The following is a 23,803-nucleotide window of genomic DNA, read 5'->3' as shown; positions in this document are numbered from 1 at the left end:
TGGCTACATCAAATCTTTCGGCAGCGTCGGGTTGCTGAGGATGCCGATGAACCGCTGCCAGCGCGTGGCCATGTCGGCGTCTCCCGCCTCGACAGCCGCGCCCACGATCTCGGAGCCGAGCCCGTAATTGATTACGTAGCTGCGGTAGGTATCCATGAAGCGCAGGCTCTGTTCGGCGCGCTCGCGGCTCATCAGGCGATAGCGCATCGAGGCGTCGATCGCCTGCTCGCGCGTCATCGTTTCGTCGAGGTAGGCAGCGGCGATGGTGTAGTAGGCGCCGGACAGCCCCTCCAGCGCTTCACGCAACTCATAATACTGCTCGATATCAGTGGCATCGATGCCCGCCAGCGGGGCCAGCACGTCGCGCTCGTATTCCAGCTGGCTGTTGCCGGGGAATGCCAGCTTCACGCCGTATTCCGCACTGCCTTCCGATATAATCGCACGCGGCGAGTAGAGCGGCAGCAGGGTGAATTCGATCTGGCCCAGCTCGTTTACCCGGTCCCGCTCGATCAGCGTGGAATAGACGTGGTGGCCGGGATAGGCCTCGTGACAGCCGACATCCACCGCGCGGTCCAGCCGGGTCGGCAGATCGGTGTTGATCTCGATCACCGAGTGATAGTCGCCCTGGTAATAATTGAACCCGCCCCACGGCTTGTCGGTGACGAGGGAAAGTTCGAAGCTCTCGCTTGCGGGAAGCGGAATGTGCGGCAGGGTGCGCTTGCGGCACTCGTCCACCGCCGCATCGATCACCGCGCGAAGGCGGTCGTTCGGGATGATAAAGCGGTCCTGATAGGCATTGAGCCGCTCGTTCAGAGGGCCGTCTGATGGATCGCCCGGCACCAGTTCCTCGATCCGGTCCAGCACGGGGTCCAGCGTGGTGATGTCGATCAGTTCGGGGCGCACGCCGAACAGGCCCTCGGCCTCGTCCTGAAACGGGATTTCCTCGCCGCGCAGCATCCTCAGGCGCACCTTGGCGCTGGAGAGCATTGCCCGCAGGTACCGCACCCGCTCTGCCTCCAGCGTGCCGGGTTGCGCCTCGATCAGGCCGAGCGTCGCGTCGAGCGCGGTTACGCGGGCCTGCAGCATGGGCAGCGTGGTATCGTCGTCCTGCTCGGCAGCGCGCGTCGCAAGTTCCTCCGGCCCGTAATAGGCATCGACGTAGCCGGGGTCCTTCTCGCCGATGGCAAGCTGGATCGCGAGATAGTCGCGCGCCAGCACGTCCAAAGCGGGCGGCTTGATGCCCGGCATGGTGGCGCAGGACGTAAGCGCGAGGGCGCTGGCGGCAACAAAGAGGCGCTTCATGCGGCGATCCCAGCCAGTTCCATCGCCTCGTCCACCGCTTTTCTCGCTGCATCGGAGCACGGCACAATGGGCAGGCGCACATCGGGGCTGAACCAGTCGAACAGCTTGCTGAGCGCATACTTGGCAGGCGCCGGGCTGGCATCGGCGAACATCGCCCGGTGCAGCGGGTAGAGCCGCTCGTTGAGTTCGCGCGCCGTGGCGAAATCGCCCGCAGCGGCGGCGGCGTGGAAATCGGCGCACAGCTTGGGTGCGACGTTGGCCGTCACCGATATGCAGCCGGTCTGGCCCAGCGCGTAGCCTGCCAGCACCAGCGGATCGTCGCCCGACAGCTGGCAGAAGTCCGGCCCTGCGCCCATGCGATGCGTGACAACGCGCGAAAGGTCGCCGCTGGCATCCTTGATCGCCACGATCTTGTCCGGGAAACGGCGGTGCAGTTCGATCACCGTCTCGGGCGCGATATCCGTCACCGTGCGGCCGGGCACGTTATAGAGCACGATAGGCAGGTCCGCCCGCTCCGCCAGATAGCTGAAGTGCGCCAGCAGCCCTTCCTGCGAAGGACGGTTGTAATAGGGCGCGACCAGCAGCAGCGCGTCGGCCCCGGCGGTCTGCGCTTCCTTGATGTGCCAGAGCGCGGTCTGCGTGTCGTTGGAGCCTGCGCCCGCGATCACCGGTACGCGCCCCTTTGCCACTTCTGCGCACACGGCGATGACCTTGTGATGCTCGTCGTTGTCCAGCGTGGCGCTTTCGCCGGTCGTGCCGCAGGGAACGAGCGCGCTCGACCCGTTTTCGATCTGCCAGTCGATGAAGCGGCGGTAGGCTTCCTCGTCGACATCGTCGCCGGCAAACGGGGTGGCGAGCGCGGGAATCGAACCTGAGAACATTTTACGCCTCTCGTGCGTTGGTGTGAAAAGACGACTCGAAGGAAAATCGCGCCGAAACAGCGCTCTTTCCCAATAGCCTTACCCATTCGGAGGGATTATGTATTCAGCGCCTGATAAGGATGCGCCCCATAGGATGTCCAGCATGGTTCGACTTCCTCTTGTAGCTCTCGTTGCGGCCATGGCCGCCCCTGCCTTCATGTCATCCGGCGCTTTCGCCCAAGATGCCGCCGAATGGGATCGCAACCGCGCCCAGCTCGTGGCTCAGCAGCCCGGCCCGATGGCGCAGGAGATCACCCGGTGGGAGCGATTGTGGGAGGACCGGCAGGCACAGTTGCCGTTCAACGAATATGCGAACTTCCTGCTCGCCAACCCCGGTTTCCCGGACGAGACGACGCTGCGCGCCCGCGCCGAGCAGCGCCTGCGTTCCGAATTTACAGAGCCCGGCGTGCTGCTACGTTTCTTCGAGAACGAGGACCCCGTCACCAACTACGCCAAGGCGCACTATGCGCTGGCCCTGATGGGGCAGGATCGCGCCGCCTCCGAGCGCTGGGCGCTGGAGGCATGGCGCGGCGGCGAGATGAGTCCGACGGCCGAAGCCGCGCTCTCCGCCAACTTCGGCAGTGATTTCACCCAGGCCGATCAGGACATGCGGATGGATGCCCTTCTGTGGCAGCGTGAAGGCGATGCTGCCGCGCGCCAGATCGACCGTGTTTCCCCCAACAAGCGCCGCGTCTTTGCCGCGCGCCTTGCCATCCTTCAGGGCGGCGACGGGGCGACCGACGCGCCGGGCGCGATGGCCGATCCGGGCTACCTGTTCAACCGCAGCCGCGAACTGCGGCAGGAAGGCCGCTCCGGCGAAGCCGTCCGCATGATCGTGGACGGGCCTCAACTTGCCGCCCTTCCCCTCGACCAGACCGCCTGGATCACCGAACTCCTCGCCGTGGCCCGCGCCGCCAACACGCGCGACAGCGTCCGTGTTGCCGCTCGCGCGATCGAGGCGTTCGAGCCCGGCTATGACATTTCCACCGGCGAATACCGCCTGCGCGACGATTATACTTCGCTGATGTGGCTGGGCGGCACCAACGCCCTGTGGCAACTGGGCGACGGCGCCGCCGCCGCGCCGCTGTTCTACCAGTACGGTGCCGCCGCGCGCACGCCGCAGACCCGCTCCAAGGGGTTCTTCTGGGCAGGCGAGGCCTATCGCCGCGCCGGGAACACGGCGGAGGCGACGCGCCATTACGAGATGGCCGCCGACTATGCCGACAAGTTCTATGGCCTGATGGCGCTCGACCGGCTGGGCCGCGACGTGCCCAGCTTCGACCGGATGCCGCAGGGCACGCCGACCGAGGCGGAACGCCAGGCGTTCCTCAACAAGCCGATCACCCGCGCCGTTTCCGAAGTCGCCCGCGATGCGCCGTGGAGCACCGGCATTCGCTTCTACCGCTCCATCGCCGACCAGGCAGATACCGTGGCCGAGCACGTGCTTGTCGCCGAACTCGCCCGCGACATCGGTCGCCGCGATCTTGCCGTGAACCTCGCCGACTCCGCGATGGAGCACGGGCACCAGGGCTTCACCCGCATCGGCTATCCCACGCTTGATACGCCGCCCGGCACCAACTGGACCATGATCCACGCCTTGGCCCGGCAGGAGAGCCAGTTTGCCGAAAACGCCATCAGCCATGCAGGCGCGCGCGGCATCATGCAGTTCATGCCCGCCACCGCGCAGGAAGAGGCGCGCCGCGCCCGCGTTCAGTATTCGGCAAGCCGCCTGATCGACGATCCGCAATATGCGATGATGCTGGGTTCCAACCACATCGAGCGGCTGATTTCCTATTACGACGGCAGCTATCCGCTCGCCATTGCGGCCTACAACGCCGGTCCCGGCAACGTGAACCGCTGGCTGCGCGAGAACGGCGACCCGCGCGTGACGGGCGACTGGCTCAAGTGGATCGAGCAGATCGGTTTCTTCGAGACGAAGAACTACGTGCAGCGCGTGGTGGAAAACGCGGTGGTCTACGAACACCTCTATCCCGACCGCACCGGCCGCGCCGGAGAGCCGCGCCACGTGACCGATTTTCTGCGATAATAACGTCCGCAATGGGGTGGAAAACGGTCATTCGCTCAATCGGCAATCGGCTTCCGTCGATGAGCCTCCTGCCTGCGACGCCCGAACTCGGAGATGGCCCAGAAGGAAAAAGCAAGAAAGAGCGTTGCTGCGGTCGCGACGCTCGAAGTCTCCCGCCCCGCTGAGAAATCTTCATACAGCAGCGCTCCCGTCGCTCCAAACAGGGCTGTGCCTAAAAAATCTGCTATCCGCGCCCAATGCGTCAACCGTCACACTCCGCAATTACTTTGCGGAGGATGGCATCAAACCTCTATGTCCACAATCGGGTCGTTCGCTGACATTCGATCTAGCCCCATTGTCTGACCGCGCTATAGCGCGTCCATGCCCTCTCCGGACAACACCCAGCCCATCACCCCCGCCGGCCTCGCCGCGCTGAAGGCCCGTTATGATCACCTGCTGGGAAAGGAACGTCCCGAGATCGTGGAGATCGTGAGCTGGGCCGCCGGCAACGGCGATCGCAGCGAAAACGGTGATTACCTCTACGGGCGCAAGAAGATGCGCGAGATCGACCGCGAACTGGCCTTTCTCGCCAAGGTGATGAAGTTCGCCAAGGTGGTCGACCCCAGCCAGCAGCCGGACAAGAGCCGGGTGTTCTTCGGCGCGACCGTGACGATTGCGGACGAAGACGGCGAGGAGCGCACGCTCACCATCGTGGGGGACAAGGAACAGGATGCGGGCAAGGGTCTTGTCGGCTGGTCCAGCCCCATCGCCCGTGCCTTGCGCGGCGCGCAGGTGGGCGACCTTCGCACGGTGCGCCTGCCGGGCGGCGAGAAGGAATGGGAAGTAATGGCCATCACCTATCCCAAAAAGGTCGCCTGAGCCTTGGCCAAGGTGATCAACCTGCGCATGGCCCGCAAGCGCCGCGACCGTGCGGCGAGGGAGAAGGACGCCGCCTCTGCCCGCGCGCAGCATGGCCTAGGCAAGGCTGAACTAGCGTCACGCAAGGCGGAAGAAGCGCGCGCCAGCCGCCAGTTGGACGGGGCAAAGCTGGAGCGGGACGACTGATGCGTACCACTTACCAGGATGCTACCGTGCGGCTCTATCACCTCGACGGCGGTCCCGAAGGCGGGGCGGCGAACACGCTGTTCTACGGTCCGCTGGCCGAGGCGATGCGGATCGCCAATGCGCAGCCGGAGGACGTGCAGGAAGGGCTCTACATCGCCACCGATAACGACGTGGTGGCCTGGCTGGACCTGATCGGCGAATAGCTGGCTCCCAGCAAAAAAGGCCCCCGGCGCGAACCGGGGGCCTTCGTTTGCAATGCAAGTCGGGATCAGTCGGCGGCTTTCGACCCACCCTCGTCATCCTCGTCGGTTTCGGTGTCGAACAGCGAGGGCGTGCCCTTCTCGTCCGCCACTTCGGCAGAGGCGCTGAAATCGGCGGTGGCGTTGCCGTTTGCCGCGCCTTCCACCAGCTTGCCGAGCGAGCTGCCGTCGAGGCCCAGCTCCTTCATCAGCCCGTCGAGCACCGGTGCCTGCGCGCGGTAGGCCAGCGCTGCGGCCACGGCATCGTTGGCAAGGTTGCCCGAGCCACCGCCGGAGCCGTTCGCCGTGGTGCCCGGCGCGCCGGACTTCTGCGTAAGGCCGTCGACCTGCACGATCTTGATCGAGTCGATCGCTTCCATCGGCTTCGCGCTTTCGCGGATGACTTCGGGCAGCACTTTCAGCAGGGCCAGCTTGGTCTGCAGGCTGATCTGCTCCATCGACAGGATGTTCGCCGCTTCGTTGACGGCGCGCTGGCCGGCAGCTTCCACTTCGAACTTCACGCGGTCGGCTTCGGCCAGCAGCTTTGTCGCATCGGCCTCGCCCTTGGCGGCCATGCGGGCAGCTTCGGCGCGGTTGGTGGCCGCGTCCTTGTCGGCTTCGGCATCGACGCGGATCTTGATCGCGTCGCGCTCGGCCTGCTTGGCAGCCTCGATCAGCTCGATCTTCTTCTGACGCTCCGCAATCTCGCTTTCGCGGGCCGTGGCGACCTGTTCCTCGGCAGCGACGGCCTTTGCACGCGCTTCGTCGGCTTCGGCCTTGGCCTGGCTTTCCTCGCGAGACTTGTTCTGCACCGCGATCTGCTGTTCCTGGCGGGCGATTTCGAGCGCTCGGACCTGGTCGATCCGCCGTTCCTCCACCAGCCTGTCTGCCTCGATCTGCTGCGCGTCGACCAGCTTCTTGGCTTCGATCCGCGCACCGTCGGCCTCGCGCTGGCGCTCAGCCTGCTGGCTGGCGATTTCGGACATCTGCGCCGCACGACGCACTTCGACTTCACGCTCCTGCTCCAGCCGGGCATATTCGGTGTCGCGGCTGATCTCGAAGCTCTTCTGCGCGGCCTCGAGGTTCTTCGTCTCCATCTGCACGCGCGTGTCCTGCTCGATATCGTTGCGCAGCTTCTTGCGCGCCTCGATCTGCTCGGTCAGTTTCGTCAGACCTTCGGCGTCGAAGGCGTTGTTGGCGTTGAAGTGCTCGATGCTGGTCTGGTCGAGACCGGTCAGTGACACGGATTCAAGCTCCAGACCGTTCATGGCGAGGTCGTTGGACGATACCTGCTGCACCTTCTGCACGAAGTCCGCGCGCTGTTCGTGCAGTTCGTTCATGGTCATGCCCGCAGCGACGGAGCGCAGCGCGTCGACGAACTTGCCTTCGACGAGGTCCTTCAGCATTTCGGGCTGCATCGTGCGCTGGCCCAGCGTCTGCGCGGCCATGGCGATAGCTTCGCTGTCAGGCTTCACGCGGACGTAGAATTCCGCCTTCACATCGATGCGCAGACGGTCGAGCGTGATCAGCGCCTCACCATCCCGGCGCACCACGCTGAGCACCAGCGTGTTCATGTTGACGGGCATGGTTTCGTGGAAAATCGGGAACACCAGCGCGCCCCCGTTCATCACGACCTTTTCCCCGCCAACGCCGGTCCGCACGAATGCGATTTCCTTCGAGGCGCGGCGATACATCTTCAGCAGGAAGATGATGATGACGAGAGCAAGAATTGCGCCTCCCACCACCATCACTAAGCTGGCGTCCAGTAAACCTTCCATGTCTTCTCCTGTCGTTATCTAGTGTCAGGACACTGGCGCCAGCTTGCGCTCTGAAAGGGGAACGCCGTAAAAAACGCCTCCCTCGCGGCGCACGAGCAAAACCTCGTCCCCCTCGTGGATCGTGCTCGCATCCTCATGTGGCTCGAGCATTACGTAATGCGCGTGTCCGTGACGGTCGCGCACTTTCGTTCTGGCAGGAGAGCCGCGCTCGGCCTTCCCGGTGGTGACAGTTCCGCGCCGCCCGACAAGGCTGCCCAGCCCCACGGCGCTCGTCTCGTCCTGCGGCAGGATGTTCCCGAGCGGGCGCACCAGCGTGGCCGTCAGCGGCAGGCTCGCCCCGCTGGAAAACAGCGCGGCCAGCCATGGGTAAAGCGGATTCCCGGTGAGTTCTTCCGCAAAAACCTGGATGCCCATGCCCACCACGGTGAACAGCAGCAGGAACACCATCAGCCACACCATCAGCGGCACTCGGCCCAGCCCCAGCAGGGTGAGCAAGGCTCCGCCAAACCCGGCATCGGGCACTTCCGCCGCGTTTGCATCGAAGTCGGGCGCTTCGACATCCAGTTCGATATCGCCGCCGAAATCGAAATCACCCAGGCCGATCAGCTGGAGCAACAGCGCACAAACCATAAGGCCAAAGGCAATCGCGAATGGCAGGTTGTAATCGGCAAGCAGGCTCATCGTATCGCTCACCACCCGGCGAGCGGCCGAGGGCGTCCTTTCCAAGTTCGGGTCAATTTTTCCGGATGCCCCTTCCCGTTCCATCCATAATGCAGGAATCCCCCGCAAATTCCAGAAAAACCGGATTCAGATGATACGATTTTCGGGATTCCATACAGGCGATGCAGTCGCCTATATAATAGGTATGAAGCGCCTTCTTATTCCGCTTGCCGCCTTCGTCGTCGCCGCGCCGATTTCCGCCAAAGACAGCCTTGGCGTGTTCGGTCAGTGGGGCGCGTTCCGCGATGCAGACGTACCGCGCTGCTACGCCATTGCGGAGGCGGAGGACAGCCGCAACCGGCGCGATTTCGAACCGTTCGCCAGCGTAGGCACGTGGCCTGAGCGGCGGGTGCGCGGACAAGTGCACTTCCGCCTCAGCCGAGAATTGTCGGAGAGCCCGCGCCTGCGGCTTGCCATAGGGGGCCAGCGGTTCGATCTGACGGGCAGCGGTAACGAAGGCTGGGCTGTGGACGGCAGCGGTGATGCAGCCATTGTCGCCGCGATGCGCAGCGGCAGCCGCATGAGCATCAGCGCCAACGACAATCGCGGCAACCGCTTCACCGATCGCTACTCGCTGGAAGGCGCGGCGACCGCGCTGGATGCCGCCAGCGTAGGCTGCGCCGCTCGCTAGACCCAACGAAAAAGGGCCGGAAGGATTGCTCCTCCCGGCCCGATTTCATTCACGTCAGACTTCGATCAGAAGCGCAGGCCGAAACCCACGGCGACCTGGTGACGATCGAGATCAGCGTCGAAGCGATCGCTTTCGCCGGTATCATCGTCGAAGAAGTCGTCGTCGTTGAAGTCGAATTCGCCTTCGTTGTAGTTGGAATAGCGGTATTCCAGCTTCACGAAAGTGTTCTCGCTCATGGCGTATTCCGCGCCCACGCCTGCACGCCAGCCGTCGAGATCAACATCGGTTTCGATGTCGGTCGTGCCGTCATTGGCAAGCAGGTTGTAACGGGCGTTGGTGTAACCGCCCTTTGCGTAAAGCAGCAGGTTTTCGCCAGCCACAACACCGGCACGCGCGCCGACGTAGAGGTCACGGCCCGTATCGAGTTCGGCACCGAAGCCGAGGTCTTCGAGATCGCCGTCGACAACTTCGGTTTCAGCGGTCGAGAATGTGCCTTCGGCCTCGAGGCCGAGGACCACGCGGTCACCCACGGGGAAATCGTAGCCGATGCCAACGCCGTACATGAACCCGTCGATGGACTCGTCGTCCTCGTCGTTCAGGTCGTTGTCGACGTCGCTGCCGGCCTTGCTGATGTCATAGCCGGCAATGCCTTCGATCCGCGGGCCGGTGAAAGCCGAGTTGTCCTGCGCGGCGGCGGGAACGGCCAGAGCCGTTGCCGATGCGGATGCGAGGATGAGTGCGATACCCTTTTTCATTATAGTCTCCATTCGTATTCAAAAACGCGAATTTTCCCGCGTTTGGACAGCCAGAATGAAGCGCAGGCGGACTTCGTTTCATTAACCTTTCACAACGATTCCGCTGTGGTTTTTGAGCAACAATGTTGCTCGACAGAACGACATATTTGCTCGACGAACGGTGGGAACAGGCCGCAAAAACCCGAACGGCGCAGCAATCGAACACGCTTCAACGCAGACTTGGCCCGCTCCGGCGCTGAAAACGCGGTTCCTCGCAGCTTGTCGATCAGAGGCCTCGGTTTGCCGAGAGAAGCAGCGGAACCAAGTCTTGAAGGCAGATTCCGAGCCCGCTTCCCAAACCGGGCGCTTATCCCTATATGCGCGGTTCCCATGACCGATACGACACTGATGAGCATTCCCGGACAGGTTGATCCGGTTCCCGTCGCGCGTGATATCACGCCGCGCGAGGATGGACGCGTGGACCTGATCGGTCTTCCCAAGAAGGACATCACCGCGCTTTTCGAAGGCGCAGGGCTGGACAAGCGGCAGGCCAAGCTGCGCGCTAAGCAGGTGTTCCATTGGCTCTATCACCGCGGCGTCACCGACTTCGAGGCGATGACCGATATCGCCAAGACCATGCGCCCGTGGCTCGCCGAACGCTTCGTCATCGGCCGCCCGGACGTGGTGGAGGCCCAGCATTCCACCGACGGCACGCGGAAGTGGTTGCTGAAGACCAGCGACGGACACGAGTTCGAGATGGTCTTCATCCCCGATGCGGACCGGGGCACGCTGTGCGTCTCCAGCCAGGTCGGCTGCACGCTTAATTGCCGCTTCTGCCACACCGGCACCATGCGTCTGGTGCGCAACCTGACGCCGGGCGAGATCGTGGGCCAGGTGATGCTGGCGCGCGATTCCCTCGGTGAATGGCCGAAGGGCCGGATGGACGACCTGGGCGACGAGAGCGAAGCCGAGTATACCGCCGATGGTCGCCTGCTCACCAACATCGTGATGATGGGCATGGGCGAACCGCTCTACAACTTCGACAACGTGCGCGATGCGCTGCAACTGGTGATGGACGGCGACGGCCTGGCCCTGTCCAAGCGCCGCATCACGCTGTCCACCAGCGGCGTTGTGCCCGCCATGGCCCGCTGCGGCGAGGAGATCGGCGTGAACCTTGCCGTCTCGCTCCACGCGGTGACCAAGGAAATCCGCGACGAGATCGTGCCGATCAACAAGAAGTACGGCCTGGAAGAACTGCTGCAGGCCTGCGCCGACTATCCCGGTGCCAGCAACGCTCGGCGCATCACCTTCGAATACGTGATGCTGAAGGACAAGAACGACAGCGACGAACACGCGCGCGAGCTGGTTCGGCTGCTGAAGGCCTACAAGCTGCCCGCCAAGGTCAACCTCATCCCGTTCAATCCGTGGCCGGGCGCGGTGTACGAATGCTCGACGCCGGAACGGATCAAGCGCTTCTCCGACATCGTGTTCGAAGGCGGCATCTCCGCCCCCGTCCGCACCCCCCGTGGCCGCGATATCGACGCGGCTTGCGGCCAGTTGAAAACGGCTGCCGAGAAGAAGAGCCGGGCCCAACGCGATCGCGAGGAAGCGGAAGCGGCTGCTCAGGCAGGCTGAGCTTCAACGGCGCTCGACCGCACGAGGCGCGGACGCTGCCCATAAGTGGCCCAGCGCCAGAGGTACTCCAACGGCCCGTAATTGAACAGCCGCAGCCACACTACGCTGAAGGCAATCTGAAACGCGAAGAAATAGAGCGACTGGACGGCCAGTTCGGCGGTTCCGGCGTATCCCGCCAGCGCACGGCCCGGCCCGATGCCGAACAGCAGATAGCCGATGAAAAAGCTCTGCGAGACGTAATTGGTCAGCGCCATGCGCCCGACCGGGCCGAACAGCGCCACCAGTGGCCTCGCTGCCGAATGAAAAACCAGGATCAGGATGCAGCCGTAGGCGAGGCTGAGTATCGGCTTGCTCACCTCGTGCAATAACGCCAGCACCCACTCGAAATCGCTCGGCGTATTCATCGCGCCGGTGTTAACCGACGCAACGATATACTGGCCGACCAACCCGAGAGGGAGGGCTACCACTAAGGTGAGGATATAGCCCTTGCGCAATTCGGTTGCGCGCCGGATCCATCCCCTGCGCGCGATGAAGGCGCCCAGCAGGAAGCGGCCGAGCGCGTATAACGCCCAGCCGACGATCACGCCCTGCCCGATCCAGGCGAAAAGGGTTATCCTCGTGAAAATCTCCAGCAGCGCCAGATAGTCACCAGCCTGGCTCGCCGTCTGCCGGGCGACAATCGCGGCATCGCTGAAGTAGGGCCCAGCGTAGTCGGGCACACCAACGGCCTCGACTATGAGAGCGATCAGCGGTTCGCCAAGAATGGCGAGGAACAGGCCGACAACGAGAAACGCACGCGCGCTCAAGTTGCGCATGAAGAACAGCGCAAAGCCGGCCAGGGCGTAGAGGTGCAGGATGTCCCAGACCCAGATGAAGATCGCGTGAAATGCGCCGAACGCCAGCAGGATGCTCAGTCGTCGTACGTAGATGCGTTCAAAATCACCGCCGCGCGCGCGCAGCCTTTGCAGCTGGACCCAGAAACCGATGCCGAACAGAGTGGCGAAGATCGTGTTGGCCTTGCCGTAGACCAGCCACTGCTCGAGAAAGAATACCGTGCTGTCCCGGTCGGAAGTCGGCAAGGCCGCAAGCTGCGCCTCGGTCGCCAGCCACGGCGGATAGGCAGCCTCCAGCACATTGGCCAGCAACACCCCAAGAAGCGCGAAGCCGCGCAAGACATCGAGTTCGCCAAGCCGCTCCGTGGCCGTGACGGGCGCTGCACCGCTTGCGTGATTGACCATGACCGCCCCCTTTAGCGGAAGGCCTACTTCTGCTTGCCCGCCATGCAAAGCCCGCGTTAGTTATCTGCTTCATGACCGACGAAGCCACCCTCGCTTTCTATGATCGGGAAGCGCCAAGCTACACGATGAGCTTTGCGCAGGGCCCGGCGCGGCATCTCGACGCTTTCCTCGACAGGCTGCCGGGCGGTGCGCACATCCTGGAACTCGGCTGCGGCGGTGGGCGCGATGCCAGCCGCATGATCGAGCGTGGGTTCAGCGTTGATATGACCGACGGCTCGAAGGGCATGGCGAAGAAGGCGCGCGAACGCACCGGGCAGGACGTGCGCCTGCTGAGGTTCGAGGACCTCGATGCGGTGAAAGCCTACGATGCGGTCTGGGCTCACGCCTCGCTGCACCACCAACCGCTGGCAGGGCTCGGCGACGTTCTGGCCCGCATTCACCGCGCCGTCCGCCCCGGCGGATTGTTCTTCGCCAACTACAAGCTGGGCGATGGTGACGATCGCGACAGGTTCGGGCGGCTCTATAACTTCTCTCCTCGCCAGCACCTGCTCGACCTTTACGGCGATGCCGGATGGCAGCTGGAAGAGGTGGAGGATTACCGCGCCGGCGGCCTCGACAAGGTGGAGCGCGACTGGATCGCTATAACTGCAAGAAAACTCGCCTGAACCACGCGAGAAAACAGCTCGTCGCAATTTTCGAAAGCCAACAAGCCGTTCATCTTCAGTATCACCTGTCTGAACGAAAAGGGCTCTCAGACACCCGAGCGATGTCGAATCGGAAAGGTAAAGCCCATGAAAAAGACACTTCTAGCAATCGCCGCCGCCTCGCTGGCCATTCCCGCTGCCCCCGCCATGGCGCAGGGCGGACCGCCGCCCTGGGCACCGGCACACGGCTATCGCGACAACGACCGGCATGACCGCTACGACCGGTATGACCGTTACGAGGTACGCTATGATCGCGACGACCGGCGCGACCGCCGTTATCGCGACCGCGACCGCCGCCACCGCGTCTATGACGATCGTGGCCGCTACTACGAGCCGCGCCGCGTGAGCCGTGGCGACCGCGTGTGGCAGGGCCGCGATGGCCGCTACTACTGCGAGCGTGACAACGGCACGACCGGCCTGATCATCGGCGCTGCCGGTGGCGCACTGGTCGGACGCACCATCGACACCCGCGGCGACCGTACTGTCGGCACCGTCCTGGGCGCAGCACTCGGCGCCGTCCTGGGCCGCGAAATCGACCGCGGCGAGGCACGCTGCCGCTAAGTACCGACCGGAGTAAGCTCTCCTGTGACGCCGTCGCTCCCATCCCCCGGAGCGGCGGCGTTTTTCGTCAGATGCTGGTGGTCCACAGGATGACCTGGCCGACGATGGTGAGCACGCAGAACGCGCAGCCAAGGATCGGCACCGCCTTCCACAGGTTCGGCACATCGTCCGGCTGGCTACGGTTCTTGAGCCTCCACAGGGCCGCGTTGACCATGGCAAAGACGATCAGGATGGCGAGACTGGTGCCGCTCGCCAGCGTGCCCAGCGGGATGAACAGCGCGAGCGCCAGCACCACGCCCGTCGTGATGAGGGTGGCAATAACTGGCGTGTCCGTCCGCTCGCTCACCGCGGCCAGCCAGCCGGGCATACCGCTGCGCCCGTCGCGGCCCATATCCATCAGCAAGCGGCTGGCGGCGACCACCTGCGTCAGCGCCCCGTTTACGATCACCAGCAGGCTGACAATCACCAGCACCGTCTGCAGCGTCCCCTCACCCTGAACGGCGGCATAGACGAGAGGCGCATCGGCCTTTGCGATATCACCGATATCGCTGCGCCCGCCCAGTGCAGCCGCAATAGCGAGGTAGAAGGCAAACACGATCACGATGGTAACGATGATGCCGCGCGGCAGGTTACGCTTGGGCTCTTTCAGTTCCTCCGCCGTCTGCGCCATGTCGCCGAACCCGATGAAGGAATAGATGGCCAGGAAAGCGCCCGCCAGGATGCCGGTCCATGCCTCGCCGCTGGAGAACGCCTCTCCGCTCATCAGCTTGCCCGGCCAGGCCATCAGGCCATCCCGCGCCAGCCACAGGATCACCAGCAGGGTGATCAGACCCAGCCCAGTGGTGACAGTCATGAACCAAGCGCTCTGCTTCATTCCGACGATCGAAATGCCGCCAACCAGTCCGACAATGCCCAGCGTCGCGATCCAGTGCGGCACCTCGACGAAACTGGCCAGATAGCTGACGAAGCCGGTCGCGATCGTCGCGCCGGAGACCATGTTGGCAACGATCAGCATCCATCCCGCCACGGAAGGCATCGCGCGCGAAGTGCCGAAGGCTTCCTCGACATAGTCGATCGCGCCGCCCGCCGTCGGGATACGTGCCCCGATCTCTGCGAAGGAAAGCGCGGTGAACACGGCAACCAGTCCTGCGACAGCGTAGGCAAGCGGGGCCCCCGGACCGGCCTTCCCCATCACCTCGCCGATCACCACGAATATGCCAGCGCCAAGGATCGTCCCGGTGCCGTAGAATATCAGGCTGCCCAGCCCCATCGAGCGTTCGAGCGACATGCACGTCTCCCCTTGTCCTACCCTTGCCAATGGGAGGCGCGCCTCGCGGTTCCGATCCAGCAATTCCCTTATGTAACGGTTTCAGGCTATGGCGCTTTCCATGAGCGCTGATACGCACCCCTTCTTCGACATGCACACGCACGGCTTCGTGCGCGTTGCCACCAGCACGCCCAAGGTTCGCACCGCCGACGTCGCCTACAATGCCGCTGGCATCATCGCGCAGGCGGAGATGGCGCACGAGCAGAACGTGGACCTGCTGCTCTATCCCGAGATGTGCCTGTCCTCCTACGCACTGGACGACCTGCATATCCAGGCCGCCCTGCTGGACAGCGTGGAAACCCATATCGAGCAGATCCGGGAAGCGAGCGAGGACCTGACCCCGGTGCTGGTAATCGGCGCGCCGCTGCGCCGTAACGGTCGCATCTACAACTGCGCCGTGGTGATCGCCCACGGCGAGGTGCTGGGCGCCGTGCCCAAGAGTTATCTGCCCAATTACCGCGAGTTCTACGAAAAGCGCTGGTTCGCGCGCGGCAATAACTGCCGCGACCTGTGGATCGGCGTCAAGGGGGCGGAAGTGCCCTTCGGCGTTGACCTGATCTTCGCCGCGCAGAACCTGCCCGGTTTCACTTTCGGCATCGAGATCTGCGAGGATTTCTGGAGTCCGCTCCAGCCCGGCACAATGGCCGCGCTGGCGGGTGCCACCATCATTCTGAACCTGTCTGCCAGCAACATCACCATCGGCAAGTCCGATGAGCGGCACCTGCTCAGCCGCGCCAGTTCCAGCCGCAACGTCTGCGCCTATGCCTATTCCGCCAGCGGTTTCGGTGAAAGCACGACGGACCTCTCGTGGGACGGCCAGGGCATGATCTACGAACTGGGCGACCTGATGGTGGAGAGCGTGCGCTTCGAACTGGAGCCGGAGTTGTGCGTCACCGATGTCGACACGCGCCGCATCGTGAACGAGCGGATGCGCATGGGCACCTTCAACGACGCTGCCGAAGATGCCGGACGGCCCGAGGACAGCTACCGCACCATCGGATTCGAGCACGTCTATGAACCCGGCGACATCGGCCTTCGCCGCCCCATCCGCCGCTTCCCCTTCGTGCCCAACCGGCAGGACATGCTGGACCAGGATGCCTACGAGGCGTTCAACATCCAGGTCGATGCCCTCATGCGCCGGATCACTGCGACGAAGCCAGAATGCCTCGTGATCGGGATATCGGGCGGCCTCGATTCCACCCACGCGCTGATCGTGGCGGCCAAGGCTTGCGACACGCTGGGCCTGCCCCGCTCCACCATCCGCGCCTACACCATGCCGGGCTTCGCGACGTCCGACAAAACCAAGGCCAATGCCTGGAAGCTGATGGAAGCCTTCGGCTGCACCGCCGAGGAGATCGATATCAGGCCCGCCGCCCGTCGGATGCTGGAGGATATCGGCCACCCCTCCAGCGAAGGCGAACCGCATTACGACGTGACGTTCGAGAACGTGCAGGCGGGCTTGCGCACGGATTACCTGTTCCGCCTCGCGGGCCATCACAAGGGCTGGGTGATCGGCACCGGCGATCTGAGCGAACTCGCGCTTGGCTGGTGCACCTATGGCGTGGGCGATCACATGAGCCATTACGCGGTCAATTCCGGTGTGCCAAAGACGCTGATCCAGTACCTGATCCGCTGGACCGTGAGCAGCAGGCAGTTCGATCCCGGCAGCGACGAAGTGCTGGAAGCGGTGCTGAATACCGAGATCAGCCCCGAACTGGTTCCCGCAGACTCGACCGGCGAGATCCAAAGCACGCAGAGCATCATCGGCCCTTACGAGCTCAACGACTTCTTCCTGCACCACACGATCCGTTACGGACAGTCGCCCAGCCACATCGCCTTCCTGTGCTGGCACGCCTGGCGCGATATCGATGAAGGCATGTGGCCGCACGCCTTCCCGCAGGAGCTGAAGAACGAGTACGACCTGCCCACTATCCGCAAGTGGCTGGAAAACTTCGCCCGCCGGTTCTTCCAGTATAGCCAGTTCAAGCGCAGCGCGCTGCCCAACGGGCCGAAGGTCAGCGCAGGCGGCGCGTTGTCGCCGCGCGGCGACTGGCGCGCGCCGAGCGATGCCGTGGCCGACGTGTGGCTGGCAGACCTGCGCGACAACTTGCCCGACTGACCTGTGCAGGTCGCCGTTTGACGGGCCTCCCCGCGACACGTAGACTGCTGCAAGTGTGGAGGTTTGCCGGATAATCCGGCTCATGCCTCAGGCAACTGCGGGGGCAGTCGACATGAAAAAGCTCATTCGCATCGCAGGTATCGTCCTCGCGCCCTTTGCGCTGGCTTCCCTTGCCGCGCCGGCGAGCGCCCAGTTCGGCGGGATTGGCCGTGTCATCAATGATGCCCGCAACGCTGCGGAAAACCAGGACGAGGAGGAAGGCGAACCGCAGACGCAGGAAGAGTGTGAGCAGGATTCCAGCCCATCGGTCGGGCGCGCAATCCTTGGCGGCATTCTCGGGCGGGCGAGTCGCGACGTGGCGAACCGCGCAGGCGTATCGTCCTACCTGCCGGTTGCGGAGTTTTCCGACCAGTTGACCGGCGCCATCGCCTGCCGTCTCGACCCGGAAGAACAGCGCCAGGCCGCAGAGGCGACCATGGCTGCAACACGAGGCACCGAAGACGGTAGCGGCGCGGAAGTCGGCGCGACATCGGCCTGGGTATCGGAAACGCGCGACGGCGTCTCGGGCCGTTCCACCGTTACGTCCCGCGACGAGAGGCCGGGGCAAGGCCTCGACTGCATCGTCGTTTCCGACGTGATCATCGTTTCGGGTGAAGAGACCCGCGCCGACAAGCGCATGTGTCGCCGCCCGCCCTCGCCGCGCTACGCCATCGCCGCATGAGGCGGCTCCCTCGCACATTGCTGGCAATCGGCGCGCTGGTCTCGCTGTCTGCGCAAGGCGCGGCGCAATCGGCGATGGACCCGGCCAATCCCACCTGCCCGGCCGAGCCGGACTGGGGCCCTGCCGGGTCGATGCAACTGTCGACGCGCGAAGGCGAGGACATGAACGTGCTGGTGGCTGAAGGCATAGTGGACACAGGCTTCCCCGATCGCCTTCGCGAAGCCATCGAGGCCGATCCCATGATCGGCGAAATCTGGATAAGATCTCGCGGGGGAGACGCGCGCGCGGGTAATGAGGCGGGCCGTATCATCCGGTCATACCCCGGCATGGTCACGCGCATTCCCAGCGGCTGGGCCTGCTTCTCCGCCTGCAATTTTGTCTTCATGGGTGGCAGCATCCGTCACGTGGACCCCGGCGGCATCTTCATGGTGCACATGTTCACGCACACAGGCGACCGCTCGGTCATCAATGAAAGCGTGCTGGACGGCACCGAGGCGACCACGGAGCTTATCGGCGCAATTGAGCAAAGCTCCGCCCTGCTGGCCAGCGAGGACAACGACTTCCTGATCCGCATGGGTATCAGCCGCCTGTTGCTGACCGAGGTCATGTACCAGGTTCAGGCGGTCGGCACCGATGCCGATCCCAGCACCCGCTACTGCCTGAGCGACGAGGAAGTGCTCGAATACAACGTCATGAATGTGGGCGGCTGAGGCTGGTCTAGTCGCCGGGGGTCAATCGCAGGACCGCGCCCTCCACCTGATCTGTGAGAAGGTAGATACTGCCATCGGGCGCCTGCTGCACGTCGCGCCAGCGCTGGCCCATCTCCTGCAATAGCCGTTCCGGTTCCCCGATCGGCATACCCGTATTATCAGTGTCGTAGCGCAGCAGGCCTTGCGTGAAGCTGCCCAGCAGCATGTCACCCTGCCAGTCCTCCAGCAGGCCGCCGGTGTAGAACATCAGGTTGCCGGGATTGAAGCTTGGCGGACCGTAGACCAGCACCGGGTCGATCATGCCCTCGACGTTGCGAATGCCTTCGGCCTGCTGTCCATCGTAATGCATACCTTGTGTGACGGTGATCCAGCCGTAGTTTCCGCCGCGCAGGATGCGATTGACTTCGTCCCCGCCGCGGGGGCCGAACTCGCTCTCCCACAATTCGCCCGTGGCGCTGTTGTAGGCGAGACCGAGAGGGTTGCGATGGCCTGTGGACCAGGTCAGCGGCTCGTGCCCTTCCATGCCGACCCATGGGTTGCCCGGTGGAACATCGCCCTCGTCGGTCATTCGGAATATCTTGCCATAGTGAGAGGCCGGGTCCTGCACCTGCTCACCCCAGTTGCGGTCGCCGCTGGTCACGAACAGGTAGCCGTCGGGATCGAACAGCAGCCGCCCGCCGTAGGAACCGAAGGCGGGCCCCTGCCCGCAGCACCGCTCCGGCAAGGGCTGCGCGCCATACCAGGTATCCGCCACGAAGATGTCCTCCACATCGGTCAATTCCTGGGAACCGGGGGCCCAGCGGCCGCGCATGACAGCGAGAGTGGAAACCTGCTCGTCATCCGGATCGACCTTGGAATAGGCCATGTAAACCAATCGGTTGCGCTCGAAATCCGGGTGCAGCGCGATGCCCTTCAATCCGGCAATGCCGAAGGTGTACATCGCCGGAAGTCCGCCGATCGGCTGCGGATCGAGGGTGCCATCCGCGTCGATATGACGCAGCCTTCCGACGCGTTCCGTCACCAGCATTCCGCCTTCGGGCAGGAAGGCAATCCCCCATGGCCGCTCCAGCCCGGCGACCAGTTCGAGGTGGATCGGCCCGTGCTCGGTGTGGAAGTCCCAGGGCCCAGCGCCAAGGTCCGCGCCCTGGAACATCGGCCTCGCGGGAGCGGGTTCGTCCTGCGCGGATGCCGTTCCCGACGCCAATGCCAGTGCCGCGACACCTGCGGTGAAGCCAAAGCGCCAGATCATTTTCCTCTCCCCAAACCAAAAGCCCGGTTGTGTCGCCGTGGCCCGTCACTATCGTAGGGTCATGGCGACCCCTTCCGCATTGACTTTGTCCATTTTTCGATGACACGCAAGTCCGTCCTTGTCACTGGTGGCGCAAAACGTGTGGGTGCTGCGATGTGTCACGGCTTTGCCGCAGCTGGCTGGCACGTCGTCATCCACTGCAACACGTCGCGCGACGCGGCGGATAAGCTAGCGAGAGGACTGGACAGCGCGGAGGTTGTGCAGTGCGACCTCGTCGATCTCGACGCAGCAACCGCGATGGTGCGCAAACTGGCGGAAAAGCTGGAAGACTGGCGCTGTCTGATCAACTCGGCGTCGATCTTCGAACCCGACGACGTGGACGCGCTCGATATCGAGACGAACCGCAAGGCGATGCGCATCAACGCCGCCTCGCCCGCCCTGCTCGCGCAAGCCTATTTCGCGAATGCGCGCAGCCAAGCCGGTCGCCGCGTCATACAGGTGACGGACCAGAAACTGTCCAACCTCAATCCCGATTTTTTCAGCTACACGATGAGCAAGTCCGCCGCAGATATCGCCGCGCGGATGATGGCAATGGTGCACGACGGGCGTGACAGGGTGTACACGCTGGCCCCCGGAGCTATCCTGCCGAGCCACGACCAGAGCAGCGAGGAAGCCCAGCGCTCCCACCGGCTGAACCTGCTGGAACGGCATACCGCCGCCAGCGAAGTGGCCGATGCCGCGCTGTTCCTGGCCGAGGGTCCGCTGACCAGCGGGCAAGCGATCTATGTCGATTCGGGCCAGCACCTGCTGAACCAGCCGCGGGACGTGATATACCTGGAGCGTGAAGGGAACGGGGAATGACCAAACCGAAGAAACGCCATGCCCTGTCCACGCGCCTTTGGCACTGGATCAACGTAATCAGCGTGATCGTGCTGTTTATGAGCGGGCTTAATATCTCGAACGCTCACCGCCGCCTTTACTGGGGCGATTCGGGCTTTGCCCCGGAACAGGCGTGGCTGGAAGTTCCGCGTTTCCCCGGCTGGGCGACGATCCCCGATTACTATAGCCTCGCCGCTGCGCGTGACTGGCACGTGGTATTCAGCCTCGTCTTCGGCTTTTCGCTGCTCGCATTCCTAGTTCTGGCTCTCGTCAACGGTCACCTGAAGCGCGACATCTTCGCCCGCGCCAGAGAATGGAAGCCCTCCAACATCTGGCGTGACATTCGCGAGCACCTGAAATTCAATTTCGACCACGGCGAAGGCAAGTACAACATCCTGCAAAAGATCGCCTACGCCAGCGTGATCCTGGTGCTGATCCCGCTGATGATCTTCACCGGCATGGTGATGAGCCCCGGCATGGAAGCCGCCTGGCCCTGGCTTACCGAGGTGTTTGGCGGGCGACAGAGCGCGCGATCCATCCATTTCCTCGCCGCATGGGGCCTGTTTGCATTTTTCGTGGTGCACGTGCTGTTGGTTCTGGCTTCCGGTCCGATCAAGCAGATCAGGGACATGATTACCGGAGGGAGAGAACCATGAAGCGTCGCAATTTTCTCGTCGCGGGTCTTGGTGCCTTCCTTGCCGGGTGCAACGAGATCGGCAAGTCAGATTGGTTCGGCAAGGTGGTGGACGGCGCACAGGGCTGGCACCGTGGGCTTCACCGTGCGCTGGGAGGAGGCCGTATTCCCATGGCGCCCGAATACACGCGCGCCGATCTGTCGCCCTATTTCCGCGGCAACGGCAGCCTGACGGTCGATACCGATGCCTACCGTGCTGCGGAAGCGGAGGGCTTTGCCAACTGGCGACTTGCGGTCGGTGGGTTGGTTAACAATCCCGGCGTGCTGTCGATGGACGATATCCGCGCCCTCCCCCAGCGCACGCAGATCACCCGCCACGACTGTGTCGAAGGATGGAGCGCAATCGGCGAATGGACCGGCCCGCAACTCTCGCAGATCCTTGAAGCGGCAGGCGTTCAGCCGGAGGCGAACTACATCGTCTTTCGCTGCGCCGACAATCTCAATGGCTCCGACTATTACGAGAGCTGCGACATGGACGATGCCTTCCACCCGCAGACCATCATTGCACACGAATTGAACGGCGAGTCCCTTCCCGTCCGCAACGGCGCTCCCCTGCGCCTGCGCATCGAGCGGCAGCTTGGTTACAAGCACGCCAAGTACCTGACCGGCATCGACGCGGTAGCCAGCCTCGACGATATCGAGGGCGGCAATGGCGGATACTGGGAAGACCGCGGCTACCAGTGGTATGCCGGGATCTGATCAGGCGGGCGGATAGGCCTCGTTCATCGTCTGCCAGTTGAGGCGCACCAGTTCCTCCAGCACGCCCATGTCCACGTCGGCCAGCTTGTTGATGTAGAGGCAGCTCGCCCCGCGCGAGTGCTTCCCCAGGTTCTCCAGCAGGGTATCGTTCTTCGCGCGCGCTTCGGCATTGCAGTAGCAGCCCATCAGGTAGATCGAGTGCTTCGCCTTGCGCGGGCTGAAGCCGGTGCGGCACATGTCGCCCTCTCGCCCGCTCTCGTACTTGTAGTGATATTCGCCATACCCGATGATCGAGGGGCCCCACATGACGGGCTCCTCTCCCGTCACCCTGCGGAACATCGCATCCAGTTCACGGGCCTCCTCGCGCTTGCGCGCATGATCCACACTGTCGATGAAAGCCTCGACGCTGGCAGCGGTGGGCAGGGTCTTGTTCTCGCTCATCGAAGCGAAACATACCGCAGAATTGACACATGGCCAATCGGTCCGCAAACCCTGCCGGGCCAAATCAATAATCCGGGGGACGCCGAGCCTATGTGGCTGCTCGACAAAATGCTGAATAAACTGATCCGGGCGGGCAAGCTCGTGATCACTGACTACGACGGCAAGGTTTACGAATACGGTCCGGGCGGTGACGTGAACGGCGAATATGGCGAGGCGATCAGGGTGCGCCTCACCGACAAGAAGGCGAGCAGCCACATCGCCCGCTATCCCCAGGTCGGCGCGGGCGAGGCCTACATGTGGGGCTGGCTGGAAGTGGAGGGGCCGCACGACATTCGCGATATGGTCCTCTACGTCACTAGCCAGGCGAAAGTGCACGGAGACAAGGCGCTGCAACCGCAGGGCACGCTGAAACGGCTGGCACAGAAGACTGCGGCGAGGATCGACAGCGTCAACCTGAAGACCAAGGCACGCAAGAACGCCGAGCACACCTACAACCTGACGCGGCGGCTTTACGAGCTGTTCCTCGACGAGGACCGGCAGTACACCATGGGTTACTACCGCGACACGTCGAACTCGCTGGAGAAGGCGCAGCTCGACAAGAAGGCGCACATCGCCGCCAAGATGTACATGCAGCAGGCGCGCGAGATGGACCGGCCCCTGCGCGTGCTGGACATCGGCTGCGGCTGGGGTGGCCTCGCGCTCTATCTCAACAAGCATTACGGCGCGGAAGTGCTGGGCGTTGCCCTCGCGCCCGACCAGATCGCCTTCTGCAAGGAGCGGGCCAAGGAAGCGGGCGTTTCCGACAAGGTGAAGTTCGCGCTGATGGACTACCGCGATGTAGAGGGCACGTTCGACCGGATCAGCTCGGTCGGCCTGCTGGAGCATGTCGGCACCCCGCACTACCCGCAGTTCATGAAGAAGACGCACGAGCTGCTGGCGCCCAAGGGCGTGATGTTCAGCCACTGCTGCGGCCGTGCGGGCCCTCCCGGCTTCACCGACGCGTGGACGCGCAAATACATCTTCCCCGGCGGCTACATCCCCGCCCTTTCAGAGCTGGTGACCGAAAGCGAGAAGGCCGGCTGGCAGATCATGGATGTGGAGGCCATGCGCTTCCACTACAGCCACACGCTGGAGGAATGGTACAACCGCACCACCATGCACCGCGAAGAACTGGTCGAACTCTACGACGAGGAATTCTTCCGCATGTGGCAGTTCTATCTCGCAGGCGCGGAACAGAGCTTCCGCCATGGCACGCTGGTAAACTGGCAGATTCAGTACGTGAAGGAGCGCGACGCGATCCCGATGACAGGCGATTACGTCTACGAAGAAAGCGCACGGCTGCGCGACCTCGAGGAACCGCCGCGCTGGCATCTCGATCCGGTGCTGAAGGAAGCTGCGGAATAGAGCGGAG

Annotated in this window: 24 protein-coding genes; 15 read left to right on the top strand and 9 right to left on the bottom strand. The window is 63.7% G+C overall.

Going from position 1 to position 23,803, the window contains the following annotated elements; translation table 11 throughout:
• Window positions 1-3 precede the first annotated feature (3 nt).
• Both D4Q51_RS13105 and dapA read right to left on the bottom strand, forming a co-directional pair.
• Window positions 4-1,302 (bottom strand): hypothetical protein, encoded by a 1,299-nt coding sequence (locus D4Q51_RS13105; RefSeq protein ID WP_120078229.1) that lies wholly within the window; start codon window positions 1,300-1,302, stop codon window positions 4-6.
• Entirely contained in the window at window positions 1,299-2,183 is an 885-nt protein-coding gene (gene dapA, locus D4Q51_RS13100; protein WP_120078226.1) for a 4-hydroxy-tetrahydrodipicolinate synthase, read from the bottom strand. The genes D4Q51_RS13105 and dapA overlap by 4 nt, the downstream gene beginning before the upstream one ends.
• A 142-nt stretch (window positions 2,184-2,325) precedes the next feature.
• On the opposite strand from dapA, the gene D4Q51_RS13095 reads away from it, so the two are divergent.
• From D4Q51_RS13095 to D4Q51_RS13080, 4 genes are all read left to right on the top strand, one after another.
• On the top strand, window positions 2,326-4,269 hold the full coding sequence (locus D4Q51_RS13095; RefSeq protein WP_240624739.1) for a lytic transglycosylase domain-containing protein: 1,944 nt from the start codon (window positions 2,326-2,328) through the stop codon (window positions 4,267-4,269).
• 360 nt (window positions 4,270-4,629) lie between these two features.
• Window positions 4,630-5,127 carry a transcription elongation factor GreB gene (gene greB, locus D4Q51_RS13090; protein WP_120078222.1) on the top strand — a complete coding sequence of 166 codons (498 nt, stop codon included), beginning with the start codon at window positions 4,630-4,632 and terminating at the stop codon, window positions 5,125-5,127.
• 12 nt (window positions 5,128-5,139) lie between these two features.
• Complete coding sequence (locus D4Q51_RS13085; RefSeq protein ID WP_240624807.1) at window positions 5,140-5,313, top strand: DUF4169 family protein; 174 nt, start codon at window positions 5,140-5,142, stop codon at window positions 5,311-5,313.
• Complete coding sequence (locus D4Q51_RS13080; RefSeq protein ID WP_120078219.1) at window positions 5,313-5,516, top strand: hypothetical protein; 204 nt, start codon at window positions 5,313-5,315, stop codon at window positions 5,514-5,516. Before D4Q51_RS13085 ends, D4Q51_RS13080 begins: the two co-directional genes overlap by 1 nt.
• Window positions 5,517-5,581: 65 nt before the next feature.
• Here D4Q51_RS13080 and D4Q51_RS13075 read toward each other — a convergent pair whose 3' ends face one another.
• Both D4Q51_RS13075 and D4Q51_RS13070 read right to left on the bottom strand, forming a co-directional pair.
• Window positions 5,582-7,300, bottom strand: a complete 1,719-nt coding sequence (locus D4Q51_RS13075) for a flotillin family protein (protein ID WP_420807544.1) — start codon at window positions 7,298-7,300, stop codon at window positions 5,582-5,584.
• 54 nt (window positions 7,301-7,354) lie between these two features.
• The gene (locus D4Q51_RS13070) at window positions 7,355-8,056 is read right to left on the bottom strand and encodes a YqiJ family protein (RefSeq protein WP_240624737.1); all 702 of its coding nucleotides are present in this window, start codon (window positions 8,054-8,056) and stop codon (window positions 7,355-7,357) included.
• Window positions 8,057-8,195: 139 nt separating this feature from the next.
• Between D4Q51_RS13070 and D4Q51_RS13065 the strand changes: the two genes are divergently transcribed.
• Window positions 8,196-8,681, top strand: a complete 486-nt coding sequence (locus D4Q51_RS13065; protein ID WP_120078213.1) for an invasion associated locus B family protein — start codon at window positions 8,196-8,198, stop codon at window positions 8,679-8,681.
• Between the two features lie 65 nt (window positions 8,682-8,746).
• Here D4Q51_RS13065 and D4Q51_RS13060 read toward each other — a convergent pair whose 3' ends face one another.
• The gene (locus D4Q51_RS13060; protein ID WP_120078211.1) at window positions 8,747-9,436 is read right to left on the bottom strand and encodes an outer membrane protein; all 690 of its coding nucleotides are present in this window, start codon (window positions 9,434-9,436) and stop codon (window positions 8,747-8,749) included.
• Between the two features lie 369 nt (window positions 9,437-9,805).
• Between D4Q51_RS13060 and rlmN the strand changes: the two genes are divergently transcribed.
• A complete protein-coding gene (rlmN, locus tag D4Q51_RS13055) occupies window positions 9,806-11,050 on the top strand; it encodes a dual-specificity RNA methyltransferase RlmN (RefSeq protein WP_120078209.1) in 1,245 nt (414 codons plus the stop codon).
• Here the strand turns inward: rlmN and D4Q51_RS13050 are convergent.
• Window positions 11,038-12,288: a DUF418 domain-containing protein gene (locus tag D4Q51_RS13050; protein WP_120078207.1), complete on the bottom strand. Its 1,251-nt coding sequence runs from the start codon at window positions 12,286-12,288 to the stop codon at window positions 11,038-11,040. The two genes, rlmN and D4Q51_RS13050, sit on opposite strands and share 13 nt — an antisense overlap.
• Window positions 12,289-12,359: 71 nt before the next feature.
• Here D4Q51_RS13050 and D4Q51_RS13045 point away from each other — a divergent pair, with 71 nt between their 5' ends.
• Window positions 12,360-12,953, top strand: coding sequence for a class I SAM-dependent methyltransferase (locus D4Q51_RS13045; RefSeq protein ID WP_120078205.1), 594 nt, complete (start codon window positions 12,360-12,362; stop codon window positions 12,951-12,953).
• A 126-nt stretch (window positions 12,954-13,079) separates the two neighbouring features.
• A complete protein-coding gene (locus tag D4Q51_RS13040; protein ID WP_120078204.1) occupies window positions 13,080-13,553 on the top strand; it encodes a glycine zipper 2TM domain-containing protein in 474 nt (157 codons plus the stop codon).
• Between the two features lie 67 nt (window positions 13,554-13,620).
• Here the strand turns inward: D4Q51_RS13040 and D4Q51_RS13035 are convergent, their stop codons facing one another.
• A complete protein-coding gene (locus D4Q51_RS13035) occupies window positions 13,621-14,841 on the bottom strand; it encodes an APC family permease (RefSeq protein ID WP_120078201.1) in 1,221 nt (406 codons plus the stop codon).
• Between the two features lie 100 nt (window positions 14,842-14,941).
• On the opposite strand from D4Q51_RS13035, the gene D4Q51_RS13030 reads away from it, so the two are divergent.
• The 3 genes from D4Q51_RS13030 to D4Q51_RS13020 all read left to right on the top strand — a co-directional run bounded on the left by D4Q51_RS13030 (window position 14,942) and on the right by D4Q51_RS13020 (window position 18,430).
• The gene (locus D4Q51_RS13030; protein ID WP_120078753.1) at window positions 14,942-16,999 is read left to right on the top strand and encodes an NAD(+) synthase; all 2,058 of its coding nucleotides are present in this window, start codon (window positions 14,942-14,944) and stop codon (window positions 16,997-16,999) included.
• Between the two features lie 112 nt (window positions 17,000-17,111).
• Window positions 17,112-17,720 (top strand): hypothetical protein, encoded by a 609-nt coding sequence (locus D4Q51_RS13025; RefSeq protein WP_120078752.1) that lies wholly within the window; start codon window positions 17,112-17,114, stop codon window positions 17,718-17,720.
• Window positions 17,717-18,430: a COG3904 family protein gene (locus tag D4Q51_RS13020; RefSeq protein WP_120078751.1), complete on the top strand. Its 714-nt coding sequence runs from the start codon at window positions 17,717-17,719 to the stop codon at window positions 18,428-18,430. Before D4Q51_RS13025 ends, D4Q51_RS13020 begins: the two co-directional genes overlap by 4 nt.
• 7 nt (window positions 18,431-18,437) lie before the next feature.
• On the opposite strand, the gene D4Q51_RS13015 is transcribed toward D4Q51_RS13020, so the two are convergent.
• A complete protein-coding gene (locus tag D4Q51_RS13015; RefSeq protein ID WP_120078199.1) occupies window positions 18,438-19,679 on the bottom strand; it encodes a PQQ-dependent sugar dehydrogenase in 1,242 nt (413 codons plus the stop codon).
• A gap of 99 nt (window positions 19,680-19,778) precedes the next feature.
• Here D4Q51_RS13015 and D4Q51_RS13010 point away from each other — a divergent pair, with 99 nt between their 5' ends.
• From D4Q51_RS13010 to D4Q51_RS13000, 3 genes are read left to right on the top strand one after another with little or no spacing between them, the layout of a single operon-like run.
• On the top strand, window positions 19,779-20,540 hold the full coding sequence (locus tag D4Q51_RS13010) for an SDR family oxidoreductase (RefSeq protein WP_120078197.1): 762 nt from the start codon (window positions 19,779-19,781) through the stop codon (window positions 20,538-20,540).
• Entirely contained in the window at window positions 20,537-21,214 is a 678-nt protein-coding gene (locus tag D4Q51_RS13005; RefSeq protein WP_120078195.1) for a cytochrome b/b6 domain-containing protein, read from the top strand. The genes D4Q51_RS13010 and D4Q51_RS13005 overlap by 4 nt, the downstream gene beginning before the upstream one ends.
• Window positions 21,211-21,951 carry a molybdopterin-dependent oxidoreductase gene (locus D4Q51_RS13000; protein WP_120078193.1) on the top strand — a complete coding sequence of 247 codons (741 nt, stop codon included), beginning with the start codon at window positions 21,211-21,213 and terminating at the stop codon, window positions 21,949-21,951. Before D4Q51_RS13005 ends, D4Q51_RS13000 begins: the two co-directional genes overlap by 4 nt.
• On the opposite strand, the gene D4Q51_RS12995 is transcribed toward D4Q51_RS13000, so the two are convergent.
• Complete coding sequence (locus tag D4Q51_RS12995; RefSeq protein ID WP_120078189.1) at window positions 21,952-22,392, bottom strand: DUF1801 domain-containing protein; 441 nt, start codon at window positions 22,390-22,392, stop codon at window positions 21,952-21,954.
• 108 nt (window positions 22,393-22,500) lie between these two features.
• Here D4Q51_RS12995 and D4Q51_RS12990 point away from each other — a divergent pair, with 108 nt between their 5' ends.
• Window positions 22,501-23,796, top strand: coding sequence for an SAM-dependent methyltransferase (locus D4Q51_RS12990; protein ID WP_240624736.1), 1,296 nt, complete (start codon window positions 22,501-22,503; stop codon window positions 23,794-23,796).
• The last annotated feature ends 7 nt before the right edge of the window (window positions 23,797-23,803 follow it).

It is taken from the genome of Aurantiacibacter odishensis, assembly GCF_003605195.1.
Taxonomy (GTDB): domain Bacteria; phylum Pseudomonadota; class Alphaproteobacteria; order Sphingomonadales; family Sphingomonadaceae; genus Alteraurantiacibacter; species Alteraurantiacibacter odishensis.
The sequence above is the reverse complement of the archived record's forward strand: the minus strand, read 5'-3'. Positions and strand labels throughout refer to the sequence as shown.